We start from the raw sequence: 22,539 nt of genomic DNA, 5'->3' as shown, positions 1-22,539 counted from the left end.
TCTCCTGCTGTTAGTTAAAAGGTTTTAAGTCAACGCGCGCCATCATCGCGGCTAACTGGGTACGATCGGTAATACCGACATTGCTCTGGCTCACGGCCAGGGCTGCAACGGCGGTGGCAAGACGTAACGTATGTTCACTGGATTCACGCATCAGCAGGCCGTAAATCAGGCCGCCAACCATAGAATCCCCTGCGCCAACGGTGCTCACTACTTCCATTGACGGCGGTTTGGCAATCCATTCACCTGAAGCGTTAACCCACAACGCCCCTTCTGCACCCAGCGAGATCACCACGTGAGCAATACCCTGCTCGCGCAGCGCATGGGCGGCCTCAATCACATCTTTTAATTCCGGCAGCTTGCGGCCTGCCCAGATCTCCAGCTCGCGGCGGTTTGGCTTCACCAGCCACGGAGAGGCTTTCAGACCCGCCACCAGCGCATCGCGGCTGCTGTCGAAGATAATGCACGGGCACTGGCTGCGCAGGCGCGTCATCCAGTCGGTAAACGCTTCCGGGCTGACGCCGGACGGCAGGCTGCCGCTGACGCACACCATGTCGAACTGGCCCAGCCAGGTCAGGGAGTCGGTCACAAAGCGCTCCCAGTCAGCTGGCGTCACTTCGAAACCGGAGAAGTTAAGATCGGTCACTTCGCCGTCTTTTTCCGTCAGCTTAACGTTGATGCGGGTACGGCCCTGCACAACCTGGAAACGGTTGGCAATGCCCAGCTCGCTGAACAGCTGCTGGAAGCCATCCTGGTTATCTTTACCGAGGAATCCGCCCACGGTGACGTCGATACCGAGATCCTTGAGCACCTTCGCGACGTTAATCCCTTTGCCCGCAGCATGCAGTCCAGTGGTACGCACGAGGTTAACTTCGCCGCGCTCAATTTCCGGGCAAAACCCCACCAGGTCATAAGCCGGGTTCAGCGTAATAGTCGCAACACGTCTGCTCATTATGCGCCCTCCCCCAGACCTGCCGCGATGGCGTCGCCAATTGCTTTCAGCGCCTGTTCAGCATCTGCGCCCTGCGCGGTGAAGCGCAGGCGATGGCCTTTCTTCACGCCCAGCGCGACGACTTTCATCAGACTGCGGCCGTTGGCCGGTTTGCCCGAACCATCCAGGTTGGTCACGGTAATCTCGCTTTCAAATTGTTTAATGGTATTGACCAGCATGGTGCCCGGACGGGCATGCAGGCCGTGTTCGTTGCGCACCACGAACTCGGCGTTCAGCACGTCGTCCGTTAGCGCGTCGTCACTGGTCAGCAGCGCCAGCACGGTCGCCGCATCGGCGTTCAGCAGTTTTTCAGCTTTATTGTTCAGCAGCAGATCGCCCAGACGCTTCAGCACCGAAACCGGCTGCTCATCGTTCATCGCCACGGTCACCAGCATGGCTGCTGTCTCGCCCTCAACCTCGAACGCGGTGGCGGCGCGGCTCACTGCAATTGCGCTACGCAGGTTGCCTTCAGCGCTGTCGTTCAGCCAGATGCCCTGGCCGAGATTCAGCGGTTTATCGTTAATCACGCGCGTCACAAAGGTGGCATCAGCGGCACCCGCTTCTTTCAGGCGACCCGCGTTCAGCGCCTGCAGCGTGACCAGGTCGGAGGCCACAACATCCAGCGTCAGCGTGTCGTTATCCAGCTTCAGCGCTTCACTCTGTTTTTCGCCCATCAGCAACGCCCGCAGCTCTTCAGCGGTTGTTGCAGACTTCAGCTGTTCCGCCACGGAGTCATCGCTCAGGACATGCGTCAGCTGACGCAGCAGGCCTAAGTGTTCGTCGCTGCTCGCCGCGATACCGATAGCAACATAAGCCACCTGGCCGTCGCCCCAGAGCACGCCCTGCGGGAACTGATAGACCTTAACGCCGGTTTTCAGCACCTGGTCGCGGGTGTCGGTTGTGCCGTGCGGAATGGCAATGCCATTGCCGAGGAAGGTGGAGGTCTGCTGCTCGCGCGCCAGCATACCGTTTACGTAGCCGTCCGCGACGTTACCCGCCTGCACAAGGGCAGCGGCAACCTGACGAATAGCCTCTTCTTTATCCCCGGCCTGAGCGCCCGGGTGAATATCCTGAACAGATAACTGGAACATGGTTCTCCTCTCCTGCTGAAAGTGAATCGTTTCAGCTTACATGAGAAAAAATGCGCTAGCCTGCTCCGTTTGTTAAAACAAGATAGCGCTGAAACGTTTCAAAAAGTCTTGCGCTTTCTGCAATGGCTTGCAAGAAATGTCGTATTTCCGATATCAGAATTTAGAGATACTGCACATTTCTTCTGCGTTCAGCTAAATTTTGCTGAACTTCAGCAAACCAGTTTCAGCTAAGTTCAGCCAGGTGGGGAGTAAGTTGAAATGCCATTTTGATTTTTCGTGGGGTAATTGACTTCACCCACTGTTTATTTTTTAACTGACGGCGTAAACTCCGCCCCTCTCTGTTACTCGCTAATTATAAAACATGCATAACACCCCTGCGGCCACCGCGCCGAAGCCCTTTGATTTGACGTCAACGGCGTTCTTGATTGTTGCCTTCTTTACGGGCATCGCCGGTGCGTTGCAAACCCCGACGCTGAGCCTGTTCCTGACCAACGAAGTTCACGCCCGTCCGGCGATGGTTGGCTTCTTTTTTACCGGAAGCGCCATCATCGGCATTCTCGTCAGCCAGTTTCTCGCCGGTCGTTCCGACCGCAAAGGCGATCGTAAAAGCCTGATCGTTTTCTGCTGTCTGCTGGGGGTGCTGGCCTGCATCCTGTTTGCCTGGAACCGTAACTATTTCATTCTGCTGTTCATCGGCGTTTTTCTGAGCAGCTTTGGCTCAACCGCCAACCCGCAGCTGTTTGCCCTTGCCCGCGAACATGCCGACCATACCGGGCGGGAAGCGGTGATGTTCAGCTCGATATTGCGCGCTCAGGTGTCGCTGGCATGGGTAATTGGCCCGCCGCTGGCCTACGCGCTGGCAATGGGGTTTGGCTTTACGGTGATGTACCTGAGCGCGGCGGTCGCGTTTGTGGCGTGCGGCGCAATGGTATGGTTTTTTCTGCCGTCAATGCGCAAAGAGCCCAAAGTGGCAACGGGCGTACTGGAAGCGCCGCGTCGTAACCGCCGCGATGCCCTGCTCCTGTTTGTTATCTGCACGCTGATGTGGGGCACCAACAGCCTGTATATCATTAACATGCCGCTGTTTATTATTGATGAGCTACACCTGCCGGAGAAGCTGGCCGGCATTATGATGGGCACCGCCGCGGGTCTTGAGATCCCGACCATGCTGATTGCAGGCTATTATGCGAAGCGTTTTGGAAAGCGTTTTTTAATGCGCATCGCGGCCGTCGCCGGGCTGCTATTCTACGTTGGCATGCTGACGGTCCATACGCCAGCCCTGCTTCTTGCTTTACAGCTGCTGAACGCCGTGTATATCGGCATCCTGGCGGGGATTGGCATGCTCTACTTCCAGGATTTGATGCCGGGGCAGGCAGGTGCCGCCACCACCCTTTATACTAATACCACCCGCGTGGGCTGGATTATCGCGGGCTCGATGGCCGGTATCGTTGCCGAGATCTGGAACTACCACACGGTGTTCTGGATTGCGCTGGTGATGTGTACGCTGACGATTGGCTGTCTGGCGAGGATCAAAGACGTTTAAGGCGCAGTGAGCGCTTCCAGCTCCAGCAGCCATGTCATTGCCTGCGCGCGCGTGCTGCCGCACATTTCAGCTGATGGCTGAAGCCCGGAACACACCTTCGGGCGCAGGGGAGACTCAAAGATCATACACAGGTTGGATTCAGAGAGCTGAACGCAGCGGGTATTGGCGGGCTTGCCTTCAGGCATGCCTGGAATGGGGCTTGAAATGGACGGAGCGGTACAGCACGCGCCGCAATCTGGACGACAATCCATACATGCTCTCTCGGTGGCGAACACCCGTACAGTCGGGCATCGGGCGCACAGTAACACCTTTTGCGTATTGATAGCAAAAGCCACGAATTCCACTTGCCTGAAAGGCCGCGCGCGAGTAATTTGGCGCGATATTTTTTACCTCCCGTAGACAGGATTACTGCAATGCCAAGAGCGAACGAAATTAAGAAAGGTATGGTACTGAATTACAACGGCAAATTGCTGATTGTGAAAGACATCGACATTCAGGCACCAAGCGCCCGTGGTGCAGCGACGCTGTACAAAATGCGTTTCGCCGATGTGCGTACCGGCCTGAAGGTGGAAGAACGTTTTAAAGGTGACGATATCGTTGATACCGTGACCCTGACCCGCCGCTACGTTGATTTCTCCTACATCGACGGCAACGAATACGTGTTCATGGATAAAGAAGATTACACCCCGTACATCTTCACCAAAGATCAGATCGAAGAAGAGTTGCTGTTCATTCCTGAAGGCGGTATGCCAGACATGCAGGTACTGACCTGGGACGGCGTGCTGCTGGCGCTTGAACTGCCGCAGACCGTGGATCTGGAAATCGTTGAAACCGCGCCGGGCATCAAAGGCGCGTCAGCAAGTGCGCGCAACAAACCAGCGACCCTGACCACCGGTCTGGTTGTGCAGGTGCCGGAATATCTCTCCGCTGGCGAGAAGATCCGCATCCATATTGAAGAAAAACGCTATATGGGTCGTGCTGACTGATTATGGCATTTGTCGGGTGGCGGCTTCGCCACCCGACAATTCCGGTTACAGAAGCTCCGGATACTTCGTCATCTTGAGCGCCAGCTCGACCCCTCGCACTTCCGCCATCCCCTTCAGGCGGCCAATCGCCGAATAGCCCGGGTTGGTTTTCTTACGCAGATCGTCCAGCATCTGGTGTCCGTGATCCGGACGGAACGGAATAGGACGCACATCGCCCGCCTGCTTGCGACGCGCCTCTTCAGCCAGAATAGCGTCGACCACCGCCACCATGTTTACGTCGCCACCCAGATGCGCGGCCTCGTGGAAGGTCTTTGGATTCTCCTCCCGGCAGGTCGCACGCAGGTGCGTAAAGTGAATGCGATCGCCAAAGGTTTCTATCATCCGTACCAGGTCGTTATCAGCGCGCACGCCGTAGGACCCGGTACACATGGTAAAGCCGTTGTGGATGCTGTCGACCGTCTCTTTCAGCCATTGCATATCTTCAATCGTAGACACGATACGCGGCAGGCCGAGGATAGGACGCGGCGGATCGTCCGGGTGTACCGCCAGACGCACGCCGGCTTCTTCCGCAACCGGAACGATAGCGCGCAGGAAATACGCCATGTTTTCACGCAGCTGCTGCTTATCAATATTGCCGTATTCCGCCAGACGCGCGCGGAACTGGTCCAGCGTGTACCCCTCTTCCGCACCCGGCAGGCCAGCAATGATATTGCGGGTCAGCTTCTCAACGTCCGCTTCACTGGCGGCATTGAACCATTCAAGGGCCTGCTGCTGCTCTTCAGCGGTGTAATCCGCTTCGGCGCCCGGGCGTTTCAGAATGTGCAGCTCAAACGCCGCAAAGGCAATCTGGTCAAAACGCAGCGCTTTCGAGCCGTCCGGCATCTGATATTCCAGGTCGGTACGCGTCCAGTCCAGAATCGGCATGAAGTTATAGCAGACCGTATCAATGCCGCAGACTGCCAGGTTGCGAATGCTCTGCTGATAGTTTGCAATCCAGGTCCGGTATTCCCCGGAATGGGTTTTGATATCTTCGTGAACCGGAATGCTTTCTACCACAGACCAGGTTAACCCCTTCTCCGCCAGCAGCGCCTGACGCTGTTGAATCTCCTCAACCGGCCATACCTGGCCGTTAGGAATGTGATGCAGCGCCGTGACGACACCCGTTGCGCCAGCCTGACGCACATCATCAAGAGAAACCGGATCGTTCGGCCCGTACCAACGCCAGGTTTGTTCCATTGCCTCATCCTCTCAAGTTGTTATACCAATATGGGTTACTGCAATGACGACTACCATACATGTTTGCCGTGAAGGGTCAACACGCCGCCACACATTGATTGATCAAACTCACAGAACGGGGATATTTACGGCTTACCAATTTTATTTGCTGTCATATAACTTTAGACTGGCATTGTTAATTAATGGTTAATCAGGTGTGTATTTCATGAAGACAATTGCCTCAACCGCCCTTCCAGCCCAGGTTCAACAACCGCGCTACGATCGTCATCAATTGCGCTCCCGCATCGTCCATTTCGGCTTCGGTGCGTTTCACCGCGCGCATCAGGCATTGTTAACAAACCGGGTGCTGAATGAAAAAGGCGGCGACTGGGGAATTTGTGAGATTAGCCTGTTCAGCGGCGACGTGCTGATGAGCCAGCTGCGCGCGCAGGATCACCTGTTTACCGTGCTGGAGAAAGGTGCTGAAGGAAATCAGCCGATTATTGTCGGGGCCGTGCATGAATGCCTGAATGCAAAGCTGGACTCTCTGCCCGCGATAATAGAGAAGTTTTGCGAGCCGCAGGTGGCGATTGTGTCTCTCACCATTACGGAGAAAGGCTACTGCATCGATCCCGCGACCGGTAAGCTGGATTTACAAAACGCCCGGATCGTCCACGATCTGGAAAATCCCGCTGAGCCGCATTCCGCGCCGGGGATCCTGGTCGAAGCCCTTAATCGCCGCCGCGAGCGCGGCTTGCCTGCGTTTACCGTGCTTTCTTGCGACAACATTCCGGACAACGGTCACGTGGTGAAAAATGCGGTGCTTGGCATGGCGCATAAGCGCTCCCCGGCATTGGCGGAGTGGATCGAGGGCCACGTGAGTTTTCCGGGAACGATGGTCGACAGAATTGTTCCCGCCGCGACGGAGGCCTCGCTTGCGGAGATCGCCGACGCGCTCGGCGTTGACGATCCGTGCGCCATAAGCTGCGAGCCGTTTATTCAGTGGGTAGTGGAAGATAATTTTGTCGCCGGGCGTCCGGAGTGGGAAGTGGCGGGCGTTCAGATGGTGCAGGACGTTCTGCCGTGGGAGCAGATGAAATTACGCATGCTTAACGGCAGCCACTCTTTCCTGGCGTATCTGGGGTATCTCGCCGGGTACGCGCATATTAATGAATGCATGGAGGACGCCACCTTCCGCGAAGCCGCCCGGCGGCTAATGCTGGATGAACAGGCGCCTACGCTGCGTATAAAGGATGTCGACCTGACTGCCTATGCCGACAGCCTGATTGATCGCTTTGCTAACCCGGCTCTGCAGCACCGTACCTGGCAAATCGCGATGGACGGTAGCCAGAAGCTGCCGCAGCGAATGCTGGATGGCATCCGCGTCCACCTTGAGCGTAAAACAGAATGGCCGCTGCTGGCGCTGGGCGTCGCTGGCTGGATACGCTACGTCAGCGGGTTCGACGAACGCGGCAACGCGATTGACGTTCGCGATCCCCTCAGCGATAAAATCCGCACGATTGTCGAGGCCAGCAGCGACGCCGACCGCGTCAATGCGCTGCTGGGGCTGAGCGAGGTCTTCGGTCACGATCTCGCGCAAAATAGCGTTTTCGCTGAGGCTGTCAGCCAGGCCTACCAGCGCATCATCCGCCGTGGCGCACGCCAGGCTGTTATTGAAACGTTAAATCTTTAGCGATTATTGCGCTTAATGCGAACGGACATTGCCTCCGTTCGCCCTCCCCCTTCTCATTGCGCCCGTTTTTCGCCAGGATAAGAGCATAGTGTTATAGCATCACAATTCTCTTGCGGAGCGCACGTGACCAAAACCAACCTCATCACCGGTTTTCTCGGCAGCGGTAAAACCACCTCTATTCTTCATCTGCTGGCGAATAAAGATCCCGCCGAGAAATGGGCCGTGCTGGTCAATGAATTCGGCGAAGTGGGCATTGATGGCGCGTTGCTGTCATCCAGCGGCGCAATGATTAAAGAGATCCCCGGCGGATGCATGTGCTGCGTTAACGGCTTACCGATGCAGGTAGGCCTCAATACGCTGCTGCGTCAGGGCAAACCGGACCGCCTGCTGATTGAACCTACCGGTCTGGGCCACCCGAAGCAGATCCTCGATTTACTGACCGCCCCGGTTTACGAGCCGTGGATCGATCTTCGCGCCACGCTGTGCCTGCTCGATCCGCGTCAGCTTCTGGATGAAAAAGCGGTGGCCAATGAGAACTTTCGCGATCAGCTCGCCGCAGCAGACGTTATTGTCGCCAATAAAGAAGATCGCGCCACGGCGGAAAGCCGGGCCGCGCTGGACGCGTGGTGGCAGCATTTCGGCGGCAATCGGACACGGGTGCAGGCCACGCAGGGGAATATTGATAGCGCCCTGCTGGATCTTCCCCGCCTGAACCTGGCGCAACTCCCGGCCAGTGCAGAGCATGCGCATCACCATTCTGCAAAGCAGGGTCTGGCCGCGCTTAGCCTGCCGGAACACCAGCGCTGGCGTCGTAACCTTAACAGCGGTCAGGGGTATCAGGCCTGCGGATGGATTTTCGATGCCGATACCGTTTTCGACACCATTGGCATCCTTGAGTGGGCCAGGCTTGCGCCGGTCGACCGCGTGAAAGGGATCATGCGCACGCCAGACGGGCTGGTGCGGATCAACCGCCAGGGCGACGATTTCTTTATCGAAACGCAAAACGTCGCGCCACCTGACAGCCGAATAGAGTTAATTAGTGCGGTTAACGCCGACTGGAATGCCCTGCAGTCCAGCCTGTTGAAGCTTCGTTTAAGTTCGGGCGGCTAACGTTGCCCCAGTTTTCACTCAATGCAGAACGTTATGACGACTCGAATTCCCCAGATACTACTGCTTAATGTCGCCGGTCTGGCGCTCTTTTTCTCCTGGTATATCCCGGTGAATCACGGTTTCTGGTTCCCGCTGGATTCATCCCTGTTTCATTTCTTCAACCAGGGGCTGGTGAAGAGTGACGCCTTTCTGTGGCTGGTGGCAATTACCAATAACCGCGCCTTCGACGGCTTTTCCCTGCTGGCCATGGGCTGCCTGATGCTCTCTTTCTGGCTCAAAGAGGATGACACGGGGCGTCGCCGCATCCTGATTATCGGACTGGTGATGCTTCTGGCTGCGGTGATCATTAATCAGCTGGCGCAACATCTGATGCCGGTAAAACGTGCTAGTCCTTCGCTCTCTTTCCCGAATATTTATCGCGTGAGTGAACTGCTGCATATTCCAACAAAAGATGCCTCGAAGGACAGTTTCCCGGGCGATCACGGCATGATGCTGCTTATTTTTTCTGGCTTCATGCTGCGCTATTTCGGTAAGAAGGCGTTCGCAATCGCCCTGCTTATTGTGGTGATATTTGCCTTCCCGCGCGTGATGATTGGCGCGCACTGGCTGACGGATATTGTCGTGGGTTCCCTTTCCGCGGTGCTGATTGGTCTGCCGTGGGTTCTGATGACGCCTTTGAGCGATCGCCTAATTACCCTTTTCGATCGCTATCTTCCGCGTAGAAAGCAACAAAAATTGAACAAATAATTACCTTTTTTTTAACGTAAACTATCGGGGATCATCACGATCCCTGATAATGCCCTTCCCGCGATCTTTCTGCGCTGTCATATTCTTGTCATCACATTCGTGATAAAAATGAATCAATTGCATGATTACGCGGCGGATCTGCCGCTATTTTGTGCAATGACAAATTTTTACTTTCTGTATCACAATTTCTTATAAAAAAAAGGCTCTTTTTACTCGCAATAGCCCTGGCAATCGGTTAATCTCGAACTCGTTTTGCCCCATGGAGATAATTATTTCGATGGTGAATAATTTTGTGCGCTGCACCACAAATGTCACTAGAAACAATTGTCTCAATGTGAACAGATAATTAGTCTCGTCACGTTTGGCATTTTTATAACGATATTTGTCGTTAAGGACTTCAAGGGAAAATAAACAAAATGGTCAAATCTCAACCGTTTCTGAGATATATCTTACGGGGGATCCCGGCGATAGCAGTCGCGGTACTGTTATCTGCATGTAGTACATCGAACACCGCAAAGAATATGCATCCTGAGACGCGTGTTGTGGGAATGGAAGATTCCTCTTCACTGCAAGCCTCTCAGGATGAATTTGAAAATATGGTACGTAATCTGGACGTGAAGTCCCGCATTATGGACCAGTATGCTGACTGGAAAGGCGTGCGTTACCGTCTTGGCGGCAGCACTAAAAAAGGCATTGATTGTTCCGGCTTTGTACAGCGTACCTTCCGCGAGCAATTTGGGTTAGATCTTCCGCGTTCGACCTACGAACAGCAGGAGATGGGCAAGTCGATTTCACGTACCAAACTGCGCACCGGTGATTTAGTGCTGTTCCGTGCAGGTTCTACCGGTCGACATGTGGGCATCTACATTGGTAATGACCAGTTTGTACATGCCTCCACCAGCAGCGGTGTGACCATTTCCAGCATGAATGAACCGTACTGGAAGAAGCGCTACAACGAAGCGCGCCGCGTACTGACCCGCAGTTAATATGATAATTGTATCGTTGGTTATCCCTTGGCTGGCGATACAATAAAAAAAAGCACTGCTTCGGCGGTGTTTTTTTTTGCCCGTTACAATGAATACAATCAGCGGCAATTCAGGAACCACGACGTTTATGCTCACCCGCTACTTCTCCAGTCATCGAAAGATACTGTTCCTCAGTATCATTACCGGCCTGATCGCCGCCCTGCTCCTGGGTTCATTGCAATTTTTCTGGAGCTACCACAAGCGGGAAATCCGATTCGATACGTTGATTATGGATGTGCGCATCTACATGGAGAGCTATTTTGACGAGCTGAAAGCCTCCATCGACGTGCTCCAGCCGCTGACGCTCAATAATTGCCAGGACGTTAACGCGGAGCTGACCTCGCGCGCGGCCTTCAGCCTCAACGTACGCGCCTTCCTGCTGGTCAGAGACAAAATGGCGTTCTGCTCGTCAGCCACAGGGCCAATGAATGCCCCGATGGAGGAGCTGATACCCGAGCTGCACATCAACAAGCAGGTTGATATCGCACTGCTCCCCGGCACGCCCATGCTGCCCAATAAGCCCGCAATTGCCATCTGGTATCGTAATCCGCTTGTGAAGGACGGCGGCGTATTCACCTCGGTGAATCTCAACCTGACGCCTTACCTGCTTTACACCGCGCGCCAGGACGAGTTTGCAGGCATCGCGATCGTCATCGGCGACAATGCGTTATCCACTACCTCAAGCACCCTCGTCAAAGCGAAGGATTTACATGAAACGCCGGCGCGCACCGCGACGCTCAAAGACGTTCCTCTGACCATCAACCTGTACGCCGAGGAGTGGACGACCGATGAGATACTTTACGCCCTGTTCTTCGGGCTGGTGTGCGGGATTGCGGCAGGGTCGCTTAACTTCTACATCCTCACGACGCGTCTCAATCCGGGCAAAGAGATTCTGAGCGCCATCAAGCGCGGCCAGTTTTATGTGGTTTATCAGCCCGTTGTCGACGCCAAATCGCTCAGGATGACCGGGCTTGAAGTGCTGATGCGCTGGAAGCACCCGACCATGGGGGAAATCCCGCCGGACGCCTTTATCAATTTTGCCGAAGCGCAGAAGCTGATTGTTCCGCTCACGCTGCATCTTTTTGACCTGATTATTCACGATGCGCCAGTGCTACAGACCGTGCTGCCGCCGGGTGCCAAAGTGGGCATTAATATCGCGCCGGGGCATCTGCATGCGGAAAGCTTCAAAGATGATATGCGCACCTTCAAAGCCCTGCTGCCGCCTGATTACTTCCAGATCGTACTGGAAATTACCGAGCGCGACATGCTGAACCATCGGGAAGCTAACAGCCTCTTCGAATGGCTTCATAACGAAGGGTTTGAAATTGCCATCGACGATTTCGGCACCGGCCACAGCGCGCTGATTTATCTTGAACATTTCACCATGGACTACCTGAAAATCGACCGTGGTTTTGTCAACGCCATTGGCACAGAAACCGTGACCTCCCCGGTGCTGGATGCCGTACTGACGCTGGCAAGACGACTGAATATGTCGACCGTTGCGGAAGGGGTGGAAACACCGGAACAGGCGGCCTGGCTGCGCGAGCATGGGGTTAATTATCTGCAGGGTTACTGGATTAGCCGCCCGATGCCGCTGGAGCAGTTCCGCACGTGGCAAAATACGGTGTCGCCTGACGGGGAATAATTTCACATTGCCCGTGGCGTCACTTATTATTCAGCTTAACTGAGCCGGTCTGTAAAAGAGGGAGCCGCCGCGAGATGTTTATGCGCTTTATGTTGCTTTGGTTGGCAGTCGTGAGCCTGTCCAGCCAGGCGCAAACCATCAAAGAGAACATCGCGTTCGCCGTGATTGGCGAGCCAAAATACGCGGTCAATTTTACGCACTTCGATTACGTCAATCCTGCCGCCCCTAAGGGTGGAAAGGTCACGCTCTCGGCTACGGGAACGTTCGACAACTTTAACCGCTTCGCCCTGCGCGGCGTGGCCGCGGCGCGAACGGAATCGCTCTATGACACGCTTTTTGTCACGTCGGATGATGAACCCGGCAGCTATTACCCGCTGATTGCCGATAACGTGCGCTATGCGGATAACTTCGCCTGGGCCGAAATTACCCTAAACCCCCGGGCCCGCTTTCACGACGGCACGCCGGTCAAGGCCAGCGACGTCGCTTTTACGTTTCATAAATTTATGACCGAAGGCGTGCCTCAGTTCCGCATTGTGTATAAAGGCGCAACGGTGCGCGCCATTGCGCCCCTCACCGTACGCATTGAGCTGAGCGAACCGAACAAAGAGAATATGCTTAGCCTGTTCTCGCTGCCGGTTATGCCTGAATCGTTCTGGAAAAACCATAAGTTAAGTGACCCGCTCTCCACGCCGCCGCTGGCCGGTGGCCCTTACCGCATTACCGACTGGCGCATGGGGCAGTACGTGGTCTATTCCCGCGTGAAAGATTACTGGGCGGCTAACCTGCCGGTAAACCGCGGGCGCTGGAATTTCGACACCCTTCGCTATGACTACTACCTCGACGATAACGTGGCGTTTGAAGCGTTCAAGGCCGGCGCCTTCGATTTACGCGTGGAGAACAGCGCCAAAAACTGGGCGACCCGCTATATCGGCAAAAACTTCACGAAAGGCTACATCGTCAAAGACGAGCACAAAAACGAATCCGCCCAGGACACGCGCTGGCTGGCGTTTAATATTCAGCGCCCGGTATTTACCGACCGCCGCGTTCGGGAAGCCATTTCCCTGGCCTTCGATTTTGAATGGATGAACAAAGCCCTGTTTTACGGGGCGTACAGCCGCGCGAACAGCTATTTCCAGAACACCGAATATGCCGCGCGCGACTACCCTAAAGCCGACGAACTGCTCCTGCTGGCGCCGCTGAAAGCGGAAGTGCCGCCGGAGGTGTTTACCACGGTGTTTCAGCCGCCCGCTTCAAAGGGTGACGGCTACGACCGCGACAACCTGCTGAAGGCCAGCAAGCTGCTGGATGAGGCAGGCTGGCAGCTGAAGAACCAGAAACGCGTCAATGCGAAAACCGGCAAGCCTTTAAGCTTTGAACTGCTGCTCTCCTCCGGTGGCAACGATCAGTGGGTGCTGCCGTTTAAGCACAACCTTGCGCGGCTGGGGATCACCATGAACATTCGCCAGGTCGATAACGCGCAGATCACCAACCGCATGCGCAGCCGCGATTACGACATGATGCAACGCCTGTGGCCCGCACAGCCGTGGCCCAGCTCGGATCTGCAAATCTCCTGGGCCTCCAGCTACATCGACTCCTCGTACAATGCGCCAGGCGTAAAAAGCCCGGCGATTGATGCCCTGATTGCGAAAATTGTGGCGGCGCAGGGCGATAAAGATAAGCTCTTGCCGCTTGGTCGCGCCCTCGACAGGGTGTTAACCTGGAACTACTACATGCTGCCCATGTGGTATATGGGCGAAGACCGCCTTGCGCGCTGGGACAAGTTCTCCGTGCCTGCCGTGCGCCCTGTCTATTCTCTGGGCTTTGACACCTGGTGGTATGACGTGAATAAAGCCGCCAGACTGCCCGCCGAGCGGCGATAAGGAATTATCATGGGTGCCTATTTAATACGCCGTCTTCTGCTGGTCATTCCCACGCTGTGGGCCATTATCACCATTAACTTTTTTATCGTGCAAATTGCCCCGGGCGGGCCGGTCGACCAGGCCATTGCCGCCATTGAGTTTGGCAACAGCGGCGGCATGCCCGGCGGCGGCGGAGAAGGCATGGGCGCCAGCCATGCGCGAACCGGCGTGGGGAATATCAGTGAAAGCCACTACCGCGGCGGGCGCGGGCTGGATCCTGAAGTGATCGCCGAGATCACCCATCGCTACGGCTTTGATAAGCCGATACACGAGCGCTATTTCAAGATGCTCTGGGATTATATCCGCTTTGATTTTGGCGATAGCCTGTTCCGCAGTGCGTCCGTATTAACGTTGATCAAGCAAAGCCTGCCGGTTTCGGTCACGCTGGGGCTGTGGGGGACGTTGATTATCTATCTGGTCTCTATACCGCTCGGGATCCGAAAAGCGGTGCATAACGGCAGCCGCTTCGATATCTGGAGCAGCACCTTCATCATCATCGGCTATGCTATTCCGGCGTTTCTGTTTGCCGTTCTGCTGATTGTCTTCTTTGCCGGAGGCAGCTATTTCGACATCTTCCCCCTGCGGGGGCTGGTCTCCGCCGATTTCAGCACGCTGCCGTGGTACCAGAAAATCACCGACTATCTCTGGCATATCACGCTGCCGGTGCTGGCGACGGTGATCGGCGGGTTTGCCGCCCTGACCATGTTAACGAAAAACGCCTTTCTCGATGAAATCCGCAAGCAGTATGTCGTGACCGCCCGCGCCAAAGGGGTCAGCGAGAAGCAGATTATGTGGAAACACGTTTTCCGCAACGCCATGCTGCTGGTGATTGCCGGATTTCCAGCCACGTTCATCAGCATGTTTTTTACCGGCTCACTGCTGATTGAGGTGATGTTCTCGCTCAACGGTCTCGGCCTGCTGGGCTACGAAGCCACCGTATCGCGCGATTATCCGGTAATGTTTGGCACGCTCTATATTTTCACCCTGATTGGCCTGCTGCTGAATATCATCAGCGATATCAGCTATACGCTGGTCGATCCCCGAATTGATTTTGAGGGCCGCTGATGCCGCGTTTAAGCCCCGTTAACCAGGCCCGCTGGGCCCGTTTTCGCCATAACCGCCGCGGCTACTGGTCGCTGTGGATTTTTGCTGTCCTGTTTGTCCTGAGCATGTGTTCGGAGCTGATCGCCAACGACAAACCGTTGCTGGTGCACTTTAACGACCGCTGGTACGTGCCGGTACTGGCTAACTACAGTGAAAGCGACTTCGGCGGCCCGTTTGCCACCCCGGCGGAGTACCAGGATCCGTGGCTGCGCCAGCAGATCGAACAGCACGGCTGGGCCCTCTGGGCTCCGGTGCGCTTTGGCGCCAACAGCATTAACTTCGCGACCACAACCCCCTTCCCTTCTCCGCCCTCTGCGCAAAACTGGCTGGGAACAGACGCCAACGGCGGCGACGTGCTGGCGCGCATCCTCTACGGTACGCGGATTTCTATTCTTTTTGGACTGATGCTGACCGTCTTCTCCAGCGTAATGGGCGTAGTGGCCGGTGCCGTTCAGGGCTACTACGGCGGAAAAATTGACCTGTGGGGGCAGCGTATCATCGAAGTCTGGTCCGGTATGCCAACCCTGTTTCTGATCATTCTGCTTTCCAGCGTGGTACAGCCGGGCTTCTGGTGGCTGCTGGGCATCACCGTTCTGTTTGGCTGGATGGCGCTGGTGGGCGTTGTGCGGGCAGAGTTTCTGCGCACCCGTAATTTCGACTATATTCGCGCCGCGCAGGCGTTAGGCGTGAGCGATCGCGCAATCATCTTCCGCCATATGCTTCCCAATGCGGTGGTGGCGACCCTCACCTTCCTGCCCTTTATTCTGTGCAGCTCCATCACCACCCTCACCTCGCTGGACTTTCTGGGCTTCGGCCTGCCACTGGGGTCGCCGTCGCTCGGCGAACTGCTGCTGCAGGGCAAGAACAACCTGCAGGCGCCGTGGCTGGGCATCACCGCCTTTCTTTCCGTGGCCGTGCTGCTTTCGCTGCTGATTTTTATTGGCGAAGCCGTGCGCGATGCCTTCGATCCCAACAAGGCGGTATAAGATGACGCAGCCTCTTCTCAGTATTGATCGCCTGTCGATTGCCTTCTCGAAGCAGGGCGAGACCCGTACCGTGGTCACCGACCTGTCGCTGCAGATCCAGCGCGGTGAAACGCTGGCGCTGGTGGGTGAATCCGGTTCGGGCAAGAGCGTCTCGGCGCTCTCCATCCTGCGTCTGCTGCCCTCCCCGCCCGTGAGCTATCCGCAAGGGGATATTCTGTTCCACGGCAGTTCGCTGCTGCACGCTGATGAACATACCCTGCGCGGTATTCGCGGCAATAAGATTGCCATGATCTTCCAGGAGCCGATGGTGTCGCTCAACCCACTGCATACGCTGGAAAAACAGCTCTATGAAGTGCTGTCACTTCATCGGGGGATGCGCAAAGAGGCCGCGCGGGGCGAAATTCTGGATTGTCTGGAACGTACAGGCATACGCAACGCGGCCAAACGGCTGAATGATTTTCCGCATCAGCTCTCCGGCGGCGAACGCCAGCGGGTAATGATTGCCATGGCCCTGCTCACGCGCCCCGAACTGTTGATTGCCGACGAGCCGACGACGGCGCTGGACGTCACGGTGCAGGCGCAAATTCTGACGCTCTTGAGGGAGCTGCGTGACGAGCTGGACATGAGCCTGCTGTTTATCACGCACAACCTGAGCATCGTGAAAAAGCTGGCCGACAGCGTCGCGGTCATGCAAAACGGGCGCTGCGTTGAACAGAATACCGCGTCCAAACTGCTGAACGCGCCGCAGCATCCCTATACGCAGCGCCTGCTCGACAGCGAACCTTCCGGCGACCCGGTGCCTCTCACGGCAGACAGCACACCGCTGCTGCGCGTCGATGATTTATCCGTCTCGTTCCCGATCCGCAAAGGCGTTCTGCGGCGCATCGTTGACCAGAACCCGGTGCTGAAAAATATCCGCTTCTCGCTGCGACCGGGTGAATCCCTGGGGCTGGTGGGCGAATCCGGTTCGGGGAAAAGCACTACCGGTCTGGCGCTGCTGCGCTTAATTGCCTCTCAGGGCGAGATCCTGTTTGACGATATGCCGCTGCACCGCTGGAATCGCCGCCAGATGCTGCCCGTGCGGCCCCGCATGCAGGTGGTATTTCAGGATCCCAACTCCTCGCTTAACCCGCGCCTCAGCGTGTTGCAGATTATCGAAGAGGGCCTGCGCGTTCACCAGCCTGGCCTGAGTGCGCAACAGCGGGAACAGGAGGTCATGCGGGTGATGGCGGAAGTGGGCTTAGATCCCGACACTCGCCACCGCTACCCTGCGGAATTTTCCGGCGGACAGCGCCAGCGTATCGCCATCGCCCGCGCGCTGATCCTGAAACCGGAGCTGATTATTCTGGATGAACCGACCTCGTCTCTGGACAGAACCGTACAGGCGCAGATCCTGGCGCTGCTCAAAGGGCTACAGGAAAAGCACCGGCTGGCCTATATCTTTATCAGCCATGATCTACAGGTGGTGCGGGCGCTATGCCATCAGGTGATTGTGCTACGACAGGGTGAGGTGGTCGAACAGGGTGATTGCCAGCGCGTATTTACTGCGCCAACGCAGAGCTACACGCGCCAGCTGCTCGCGGCAGACTAGCGCTTAAAAGGGATACTGGCCGGAGAAAGGTTCAGCAATCGCAACGCCAAAGTTTTTCAGGCGGCAGGTCGCGGCGAATTCGTCCTGGCTTTTGACAAACAGGCACGGCTCCCCTTCGCACTCCAGTACGGAGCTGTCCACTTCGATATCCGTCAGGGCCTGGCTGAGACGCTCCATCACCCGCCACGCATTTTCGTCGCTCGGGCTCAGCAGCTTGAGCGCCACCAGGCAATTCTCACAGCCCGCAACGCTTTGCGGAATCGGTTCAACTTTCGAACCTGCAAAACCCGCCGACCAGCGATAGCTCTGGGGCAAGCGATGGACAATGGAGAGTTGTAATGTATTCACGTTCGTTCCCCGGAAGCAAAATTTACTTCACAATTTATTTACATTTATAGTAACACATCATCGCCAACCTGCACTATTCAGCGCTTTTTTATCGGTATCGAGGCTCGCGTCGGCGCTATATGTACCCGTTTCTGCGATCTAACTCAACCTTTTTGAATACAATGATGTGACTTTTTACATAAATAGATTTTACATAAAATAAACAAACACGGAATAAACGAACGCGAGTTTGGTTGATATGCGTCAACAAAAAAGGCCCTTTCGGGCCTTATCTGCGCGTTAGTGCGCCGCTTTTCGCGGCCGGCTGGCGTAAAGACAGAAAAGCACAGAGCTGGTTGCGCAAAAAGCCATCGCCCACAGCATAGGCCAGGCCGTAGTAAAGGTCGCCATAGAGAGTAACGCCCCGACGATGGCACCAATCCCGAAGCGGAAGGTTCCCGCCAGTGACGATGCGGTTCCCGCCATATGCGGGAATTCGTCGAGGATCACCGCCATCGCATTGGATGAGATCATCGACACGCAGCCGACAAAGGCCGCCACGCCGATCACCAGCGCCCAGAAGCCCACGTCCAGAAACGCGCTCACCACCAGCCAGACCGCCATCACAAACTGGATCCACAGCCCGGCGCGGAACATGTTCAGCGCGCCCACCCGCCGGACAAAGCGGCTGTTAATGATGGTCAGGACAAACAGGAAGACGATATTGAGCGCAAAATAATAGCCAAAGTGCTGCGGCGAAACGTGGTTCAGCTCGATATAGACAAACGGCCCGGCACTCAGGAAGGAGAACATTCCGGCGAAGCTGAACCCGCTCGCCAGCATATAGCTCAGCACCCGCTTGTGGCGAAACAGCGAGGCAAAGTTGCCTATCGTGGTTCGAATATGAAATTTCTGGCGGCGCTCGACGGGCAGCGTTTCATCAATAAAGAAGAAAATCATCGCCGAGGCCAGCAGCGCGGCCAGCGCCAGGATCCAGAAAATCGCGTGCCAGCTAAACCACACCAGCACCGCACCACCGGCCATCGGTGCCACCAGCGGCGCAATCGTCGTCACCAGCATGACGAACGACATCATGCGGGAGAACTCTTCTTTCGGGTAGATATCACGCATCAGGGCGTTGATCACCACGCTCGCGGCAGCGGCGGCCAACCCGTGCAGGAAGCGCATGATAATCAGCTGATCGATACTCTGCGCCAGCGCACAGGCGACCGCTGCGGCCGCAAAGACCAGCGTCCCGCCAAGAATAACCGGCTTACGCCCCAGGCTGTCGGCCATTGGGCCATACAGCAGCTGTCCGAGCGCGAAACCGAGAATATAGGTGCTGAGCGTCATCTGCGCGCTGCCTGCCGGTACGCCAAACTGGGCGGAAATCACCGGCAGCGCAGGCAGATACATGTCGATAGACAGCGGCATCAGCATCGCCAGCAGGCCAAGAATGAAGACAATTTTGAACGACGAGTGTGGCCTGGTGGTCACAGGGTTCTCCTGAAATTAGTGAGAAGGCAGACCGACGCTGGCAATCTCTTCTTCCGTCAGCGGACGATATTCACCGGGCGCCAGGTCGGGATCGAGCGCAATCGCACCGATGCGTTCACGGTGCAGGCCCACAACGTGGTTACCCACGGCGGCAAACATGCGTTTCACCTGATGGTAGCGTCCTTCGCTGATGGTCAAACGGACTTCCGTCGGGGTGATGACCTCAAGCACGGCGGGTTTGGTCAGATCCTTTTCATTATGCAGCTGAACGCCTTTCGCGAATTGCTCTGCCGTGTCATCCGCAACCGGTGACTCCAGCGTGACCAGATAGGTTTTCTCGCAGTGGTGGCGCGGGGAAGTGATGCGATGCGACCACTGACCGTCGTCGGTCATCAGCACCAGACCGGTGGTATCGATGTCGAGGCGGCCTGCGGCATGCAGCTTGTGCGCCACCGGCTCGTCGAGGAAATAGAGCACCGTCGGGTGATCCGGATCGTCCGTTGAGCAGACATAGCCTTCCGGCTTATTGAGCATGAAATAGCGGGGACCGTGCTGCTGGGTCAGCGGATTGCCGTCGTACTCAACCTGATGGTCAGGCTGCAGTTTGAACGCGCTGTCTCGCACAATGTCGCCATCCACGGTAACGCGGTTGGCGCGAATTTCACGCCCGGCAATAGCGCGGCTTACGCCGAGTTGCTGAGCGATAAACTTATCAAGTCGCATGAAATCTTTTTAGCCTTAATGGTGCTGGATGTCGGACCGTGCGTCCGAAAAAAGAAGCAGTCAGGAACGGTTCAGTATAATGGTCTGGTTGCGCCACTCAAGGGAAAAAGTTTCGTGGCATACTATATGCGGATTAACGAAACCGAGACCCCATGACTTTTACACTTCGTCCCTATCAGCAGGAAGCCGTTGACGCGACGCTCGCCTGGTTCCGTAAACACCGGGAACCGGCGGCCATTGTCCTCCCGACCGGTGCAGGCAAGAGCCTGGTCATTGCCGAACTGGCGCGCCTGGCGCGTGGTCGCGTGCTGGTATTGGCCCACGTCAAAGAGCTGGTGGCGCAAAACCATGCCAAATATTGTGCGCTGGGGCTGGAAGCCGACATTTTCGCCGCCGGGCTGAAGCGCAAAGAGAGCCACGGCAAAGTGGTTTTCGGCAGCGTACAGTCGGTGGCCCGTAACCTGGATCTGTTCCGCAGCGAGTTTTCGCTGCTGATTGTCGACGAATGTCACCGCATCAGCGATGACGACGACAGCCAGTATCAGCAAATCCTCACTCACCTTAAAGAGGTGAACCCTCACTTACGCCTGCTCGGCCTGACGGCAACCCCGTTTCGTCTGGGCAAAGGCTGGATCTACCGCTTTCATTATCACGGCATGGTGCGCGGCGACGAGAAAGCGCTGTTCAGCGACTGTATCTATGAACTTCCGCTGCGCTACATGATTAAGCACGGCTACCTGACGCCGCCCGAGCGACTGGATATGCCGGTCGTGCAGTACGATTTCAGCCGCTTACAGGCGCAGAGCAACGGGCTGTTCAGCGAGGCGGATCTTAACCATGAACTGAAAAAACAGAAGCGGATCACGCCGCATATCATCAGCCAGATTGAAGAGTTCGCGCAAACGCGTAAAGGGGTGATGATTTTTGCTGCCACCGTCGAACACGCGCGCGAAATCACGGGACTGCTACCCGCTGACGACGCAGCGCTGATCACTGGCGAAACGCCCGGCCCGGAGCGCGACAGGCTGATTGAGGCTTTCAAAGCCCAGCAGTTCCGCTACCTGGTGAATGTTTCCGTATTAACCACCGGGTTTGACGCCCCGCACGTCGACCTGATTGCGATTCTGCGCCCGACCGAATCCGTCAGCCTGTATCAGCAAATTGTCGGCCGTGGCCTGCGCCTGGCGCCGGGCAAAACCGACTGCCTGATACTGGATTACGCCGGCAACCCGCACGATCTGTACTCCCCGGAAGTGGGCGCGCCAAAAGGCAAAAGCGACAACGTGCCGGTACAGGTGTTTTGCCCGGCCTGCGGCTTTGCCAACACCTTCTGGGGAAAAACCACCGCCGACGGCACGCTGATTGAACACTTTGGCCGCCGCTGTCAGGGCTGGTTTGAGGATGATGAGGGACATCGCGAGCAGTGCGATTTCCGCTTCCGCTTCAAAAACTGCCCGCAGTGCAACGCCGAAAATGACATCGCCGCCCGCCGTTGCCGCGAGTGCGACACGGTGCTGGTGGACCCGGACGACATGCTGAAAGCGGCGCTGAAGCTGAAAGATGCGCTGGTGCTGCGCTGCTCCGGCATGGCGCTGCAGCCCGGCGCGGATGAAAAAGGCGAGTGGCTGAAAATCACCTATTACGACGAGGATGGCGCTGACGTCAGCGAACGGTTCAGGGTTCAGACGCCTGCCCAACGCACGGCATTTGAGCAGCTATTTATCCGGCCGCATACCCGCACGCCTGGCGTGCCGCTGCGCTGGATAACCGTGGCGGATATCGTGCATCAGCAGGCGCTGCTGCGCCACCCCGACTTCGTGGTCGCCCGTAAGAAAGGCCAGTTCTGGCAGGTTCGCGAGAAGGTCTTTGACTATGAAGGTCGCTTCCGTCGGGCAAATGAATTGCGCGGTTAACGGGACTTTTCATTGATGTGCGGGGCATTTGAGTATAAAATGCCGCCCGCTTCACATCCGTGGGGCAGAACACTCACCTGCTGCTGGGTCGCCTGTAGTAGGGTTTTAAATACAGAGAGAAATCAATGTTCACTATCGAAGCAGAAGTACGTAACGTGCAGGGTAAGGGTGCGAGCCGCCGCCTGCGTAACGCTAACAAGTTCCCGGCTATCGTTTACGGTGGCGAAGCTGCTCCAGTTGCTATCGAACTGGATCACGACAAAGTGTGGAACATGCAGACCAAAGCTGAGTTCTACAGCGAAGTTCTGACCATCGTTGTTGGCGGTAAAGAAGAAAAAGTGAAGGTTCAGGCTGTTCAGCGTCACGCGTTCAAGCCAAAACTGACTCACATCGACTTCGTTCGCGCGTAATCGCAAACCTGTCGAGAAAACCCCGC

At 56.3% G+C, this 22,539-nt stretch carries 20 protein-coding genes; 13 read left to right on the top strand and 7 right to left on the bottom strand.

Annotated elements, in window-relative coordinates:
• Positions 1-10: 10 nt before the first annotated feature.
• Complete coding sequence (gene fruK, locus IM265_RS16855; RefSeq protein ID WP_010433510.1) at positions 11-949, bottom strand: 1-phosphofructokinase; 939 nt, start codon at positions 947-949, stop codon at positions 11-13.
• On the bottom strand, positions 949-2,079 hold the full coding sequence (fruB, locus tag IM265_RS16850) for a fused PTS fructose transporter subunit IIA/HPr protein (protein ID WP_069733503.1): 1,131 nt from the start codon (positions 2,077-2,079) through the stop codon (positions 949-951). Before fruB ends, fruK begins: the two co-directional genes overlap by 1 nt.
• Positions 2,080-2,440: 361 nt before the next feature.
• Here fruB and setB point away from each other — a divergent pair, with 361 nt between their 5' ends.
• Positions 2,441-3,622 (top strand): sugar efflux transporter SetB, encoded by a 1,182-nt coding sequence (setB, locus tag IM265_RS16845; protein WP_193030466.1) that lies wholly within the window; start codon positions 2,441-2,443, stop codon positions 3,620-3,622.
• On the opposite strand, the gene IM265_RS16840 is transcribed toward setB, so the two are convergent.
• The gene (locus IM265_RS16840) at positions 3,619-3,873 is read right to left on the bottom strand and encodes a YkgJ family cysteine cluster protein (RefSeq protein WP_028013872.1); all 255 of its coding nucleotides are present in this window, start codon (positions 3,871-3,873) and stop codon (positions 3,619-3,621) included. The genes setB and IM265_RS16840 overlap by 4 nt on opposite strands.
• A 162-nt stretch (positions 3,874-4,035) precedes the next feature.
• Here IM265_RS16840 and yeiP point away from each other — a divergent pair, with 162 nt between their 5' ends.
• Positions 4,036-4,608 (top strand): elongation factor P-like protein YeiP, encoded by a 573-nt coding sequence (gene yeiP, locus IM265_RS16835; protein WP_008500940.1) that lies wholly within the window; start codon positions 4,036-4,038, stop codon positions 4,606-4,608.
• A 45-nt stretch (positions 4,609-4,653) separates the two neighbouring features.
• Here yeiP and uxuA read toward each other — a convergent pair whose 3' ends face one another.
• Positions 4,654-5,844, bottom strand: a complete 1,191-nt coding sequence (gene uxuA, locus IM265_RS16830) for a mannonate dehydratase (RefSeq protein WP_193030464.1) — start codon at positions 5,842-5,844, stop codon at positions 4,654-4,656.
• Positions 5,845-6,049: 205 nt separating this feature from the next.
• On the opposite strand from uxuA, the gene IM265_RS16825 reads away from it, so the two are divergent.
• The 9 genes from IM265_RS16825 (at position 6,050) to yejF (ending at position 17,643) form a co-directional block, all read left to right on the top strand.
• The gene (locus IM265_RS16825; protein WP_193030462.1) at positions 6,050-7,516 is read left to right on the top strand and encodes a mannitol dehydrogenase family protein; all 1,467 of its coding nucleotides are present in this window, start codon (positions 6,050-6,052) and stop codon (positions 7,514-7,516) included.
• A gap of 123 nt (positions 7,517-7,639) precedes the next feature.
• Entirely contained in the window at positions 7,640-8,626 is a 987-nt protein-coding gene (locus IM265_RS16820; RefSeq protein ID WP_048960965.1) for a GTP-binding protein, read from the top strand.
• Positions 8,627-8,659: 33 nt separating this feature from the next.
• A complete protein-coding gene (locus IM265_RS16815; RefSeq protein ID WP_028013876.1) occupies positions 8,660-9,373 on the top strand; it encodes a phosphatase PAP2 family protein in 714 nt (237 codons plus the stop codon).
• A 416-nt stretch (positions 9,374-9,789) separates the two neighbouring features.
• Entirely contained in the window at positions 9,790-10,359 is a 570-nt protein-coding gene (mepS, locus tag IM265_RS16810; RefSeq protein WP_028013877.1) for a bifunctional murein DD-endopeptidase/murein LD-carboxypeptidase, read from the top strand.
• 127 nt (positions 10,360-10,486) lie between these two features.
• Positions 10,487-12,043 carry a cyclic di-GMP phosphodiesterase gene (locus tag IM265_RS16805; protein ID WP_028013878.1) on the top strand — a complete coding sequence of 519 codons (1,557 nt, stop codon included), beginning with the start codon at positions 10,487-10,489 and terminating at the stop codon, positions 12,041-12,043.
• Between the two features lie 74 nt (positions 12,044-12,117).
• The gene (locus tag IM265_RS16800) at positions 12,118-13,923 is read left to right on the top strand and encodes an extracellular solute-binding protein (protein ID WP_028013879.1); all 1,806 of its coding nucleotides are present in this window, start codon (positions 12,118-12,120) and stop codon (positions 13,921-13,923) included.
• Positions 13,924-13,932: 9 nt separating this feature from the next.
• A complete protein-coding gene (locus IM265_RS16795) occupies positions 13,933-15,027 on the top strand; it encodes a microcin C ABC transporter permease YejB (protein WP_028013880.1) in 1,095 nt (364 codons plus the stop codon).
• Positions 15,027-16,052, top strand: coding sequence for an ABC transporter permease (locus IM265_RS16790; RefSeq protein ID WP_028013881.1), 1,026 nt, complete (start codon positions 15,027-15,029; stop codon positions 16,050-16,052). The genes IM265_RS16795 and IM265_RS16790 overlap by 1 nt, the downstream gene beginning before the upstream one ends.
• Position 16,053: 1 nt before the next feature.
• Complete coding sequence (gene yejF, locus IM265_RS16785) at positions 16,054-17,643, top strand: microcin C ABC transporter ATP-binding protein YejF (RefSeq protein ID WP_193030460.1); 1,590 nt, start codon at positions 16,054-16,056, stop codon at positions 17,641-17,643.
• A 3-nt stretch (positions 17,644-17,646) separates the two neighbouring features.
• Here the strand turns inward: yejF and IM265_RS16780 are convergent, their stop codons facing one another.
• From IM265_RS16780 to rsuA, 3 genes are all read right to left on the bottom strand, one after another.
• Positions 17,647-17,991: a YejG family protein gene (locus tag IM265_RS16780; protein WP_028013883.1), complete on the bottom strand. Its 345-nt coding sequence runs from the start codon at positions 17,989-17,991 to the stop codon at positions 17,647-17,649.
• A gap of 279 nt (positions 17,992-18,270) precedes the next feature.
• Positions 18,271-19,467, bottom strand: a complete 1,197-nt coding sequence (locus IM265_RS16775; protein WP_041908984.1) for a Bcr/CflA family multidrug efflux MFS transporter — start codon at positions 19,465-19,467, stop codon at positions 18,271-18,273.
• 15 nt (positions 19,468-19,482) lie between these two features.
• Positions 19,483-20,190, bottom strand: a complete 708-nt coding sequence (gene rsuA / locus IM265_RS16770) for a 16S rRNA pseudouridine(516) synthase RsuA (RefSeq protein ID WP_028013885.1) — start codon at positions 20,188-20,190, stop codon at positions 19,483-19,485.
• A gap of 152 nt (positions 20,191-20,342) precedes the next feature.
• Here rsuA and IM265_RS16765 point away from each other — a divergent pair, with 152 nt between their 5' ends.
• Together IM265_RS16765 and rplY are read left to right on the top strand one after the other, a co-directional pair.
• Positions 20,343-22,103 carry a DEAD/DEAH box helicase gene (locus tag IM265_RS16765; RefSeq protein WP_047363059.1) on the top strand — a complete coding sequence of 587 codons (1,761 nt, stop codon included), beginning with the start codon at positions 20,343-20,345 and terminating at the stop codon, positions 22,101-22,103.
• Between the two features lie 125 nt (positions 22,104-22,228).
• Complete coding sequence (rplY, locus tag IM265_RS16760) at positions 22,229-22,513, top strand: 50S ribosomal protein L25 (protein WP_028013887.1); 285 nt, start codon at positions 22,229-22,231, stop codon at positions 22,511-22,513.
• Positions 22,514-22,539 lie beyond the last annotated feature (26 nt).

The sequence above is a fragment of the Enterobacter cloacae complex sp. P17RS genome, from assembly GCF_014895885.1.
GTDB classification, from domain to species: Bacteria; Pseudomonadota; Gammaproteobacteria; order Enterobacterales; family Enterobacteriaceae; genus Enterobacter; species Enterobacter bugandensis.
The sequence above is the reverse complement of the archived record's forward strand: the minus strand, read 5'-3'. Positions and strand labels throughout refer to the sequence as shown.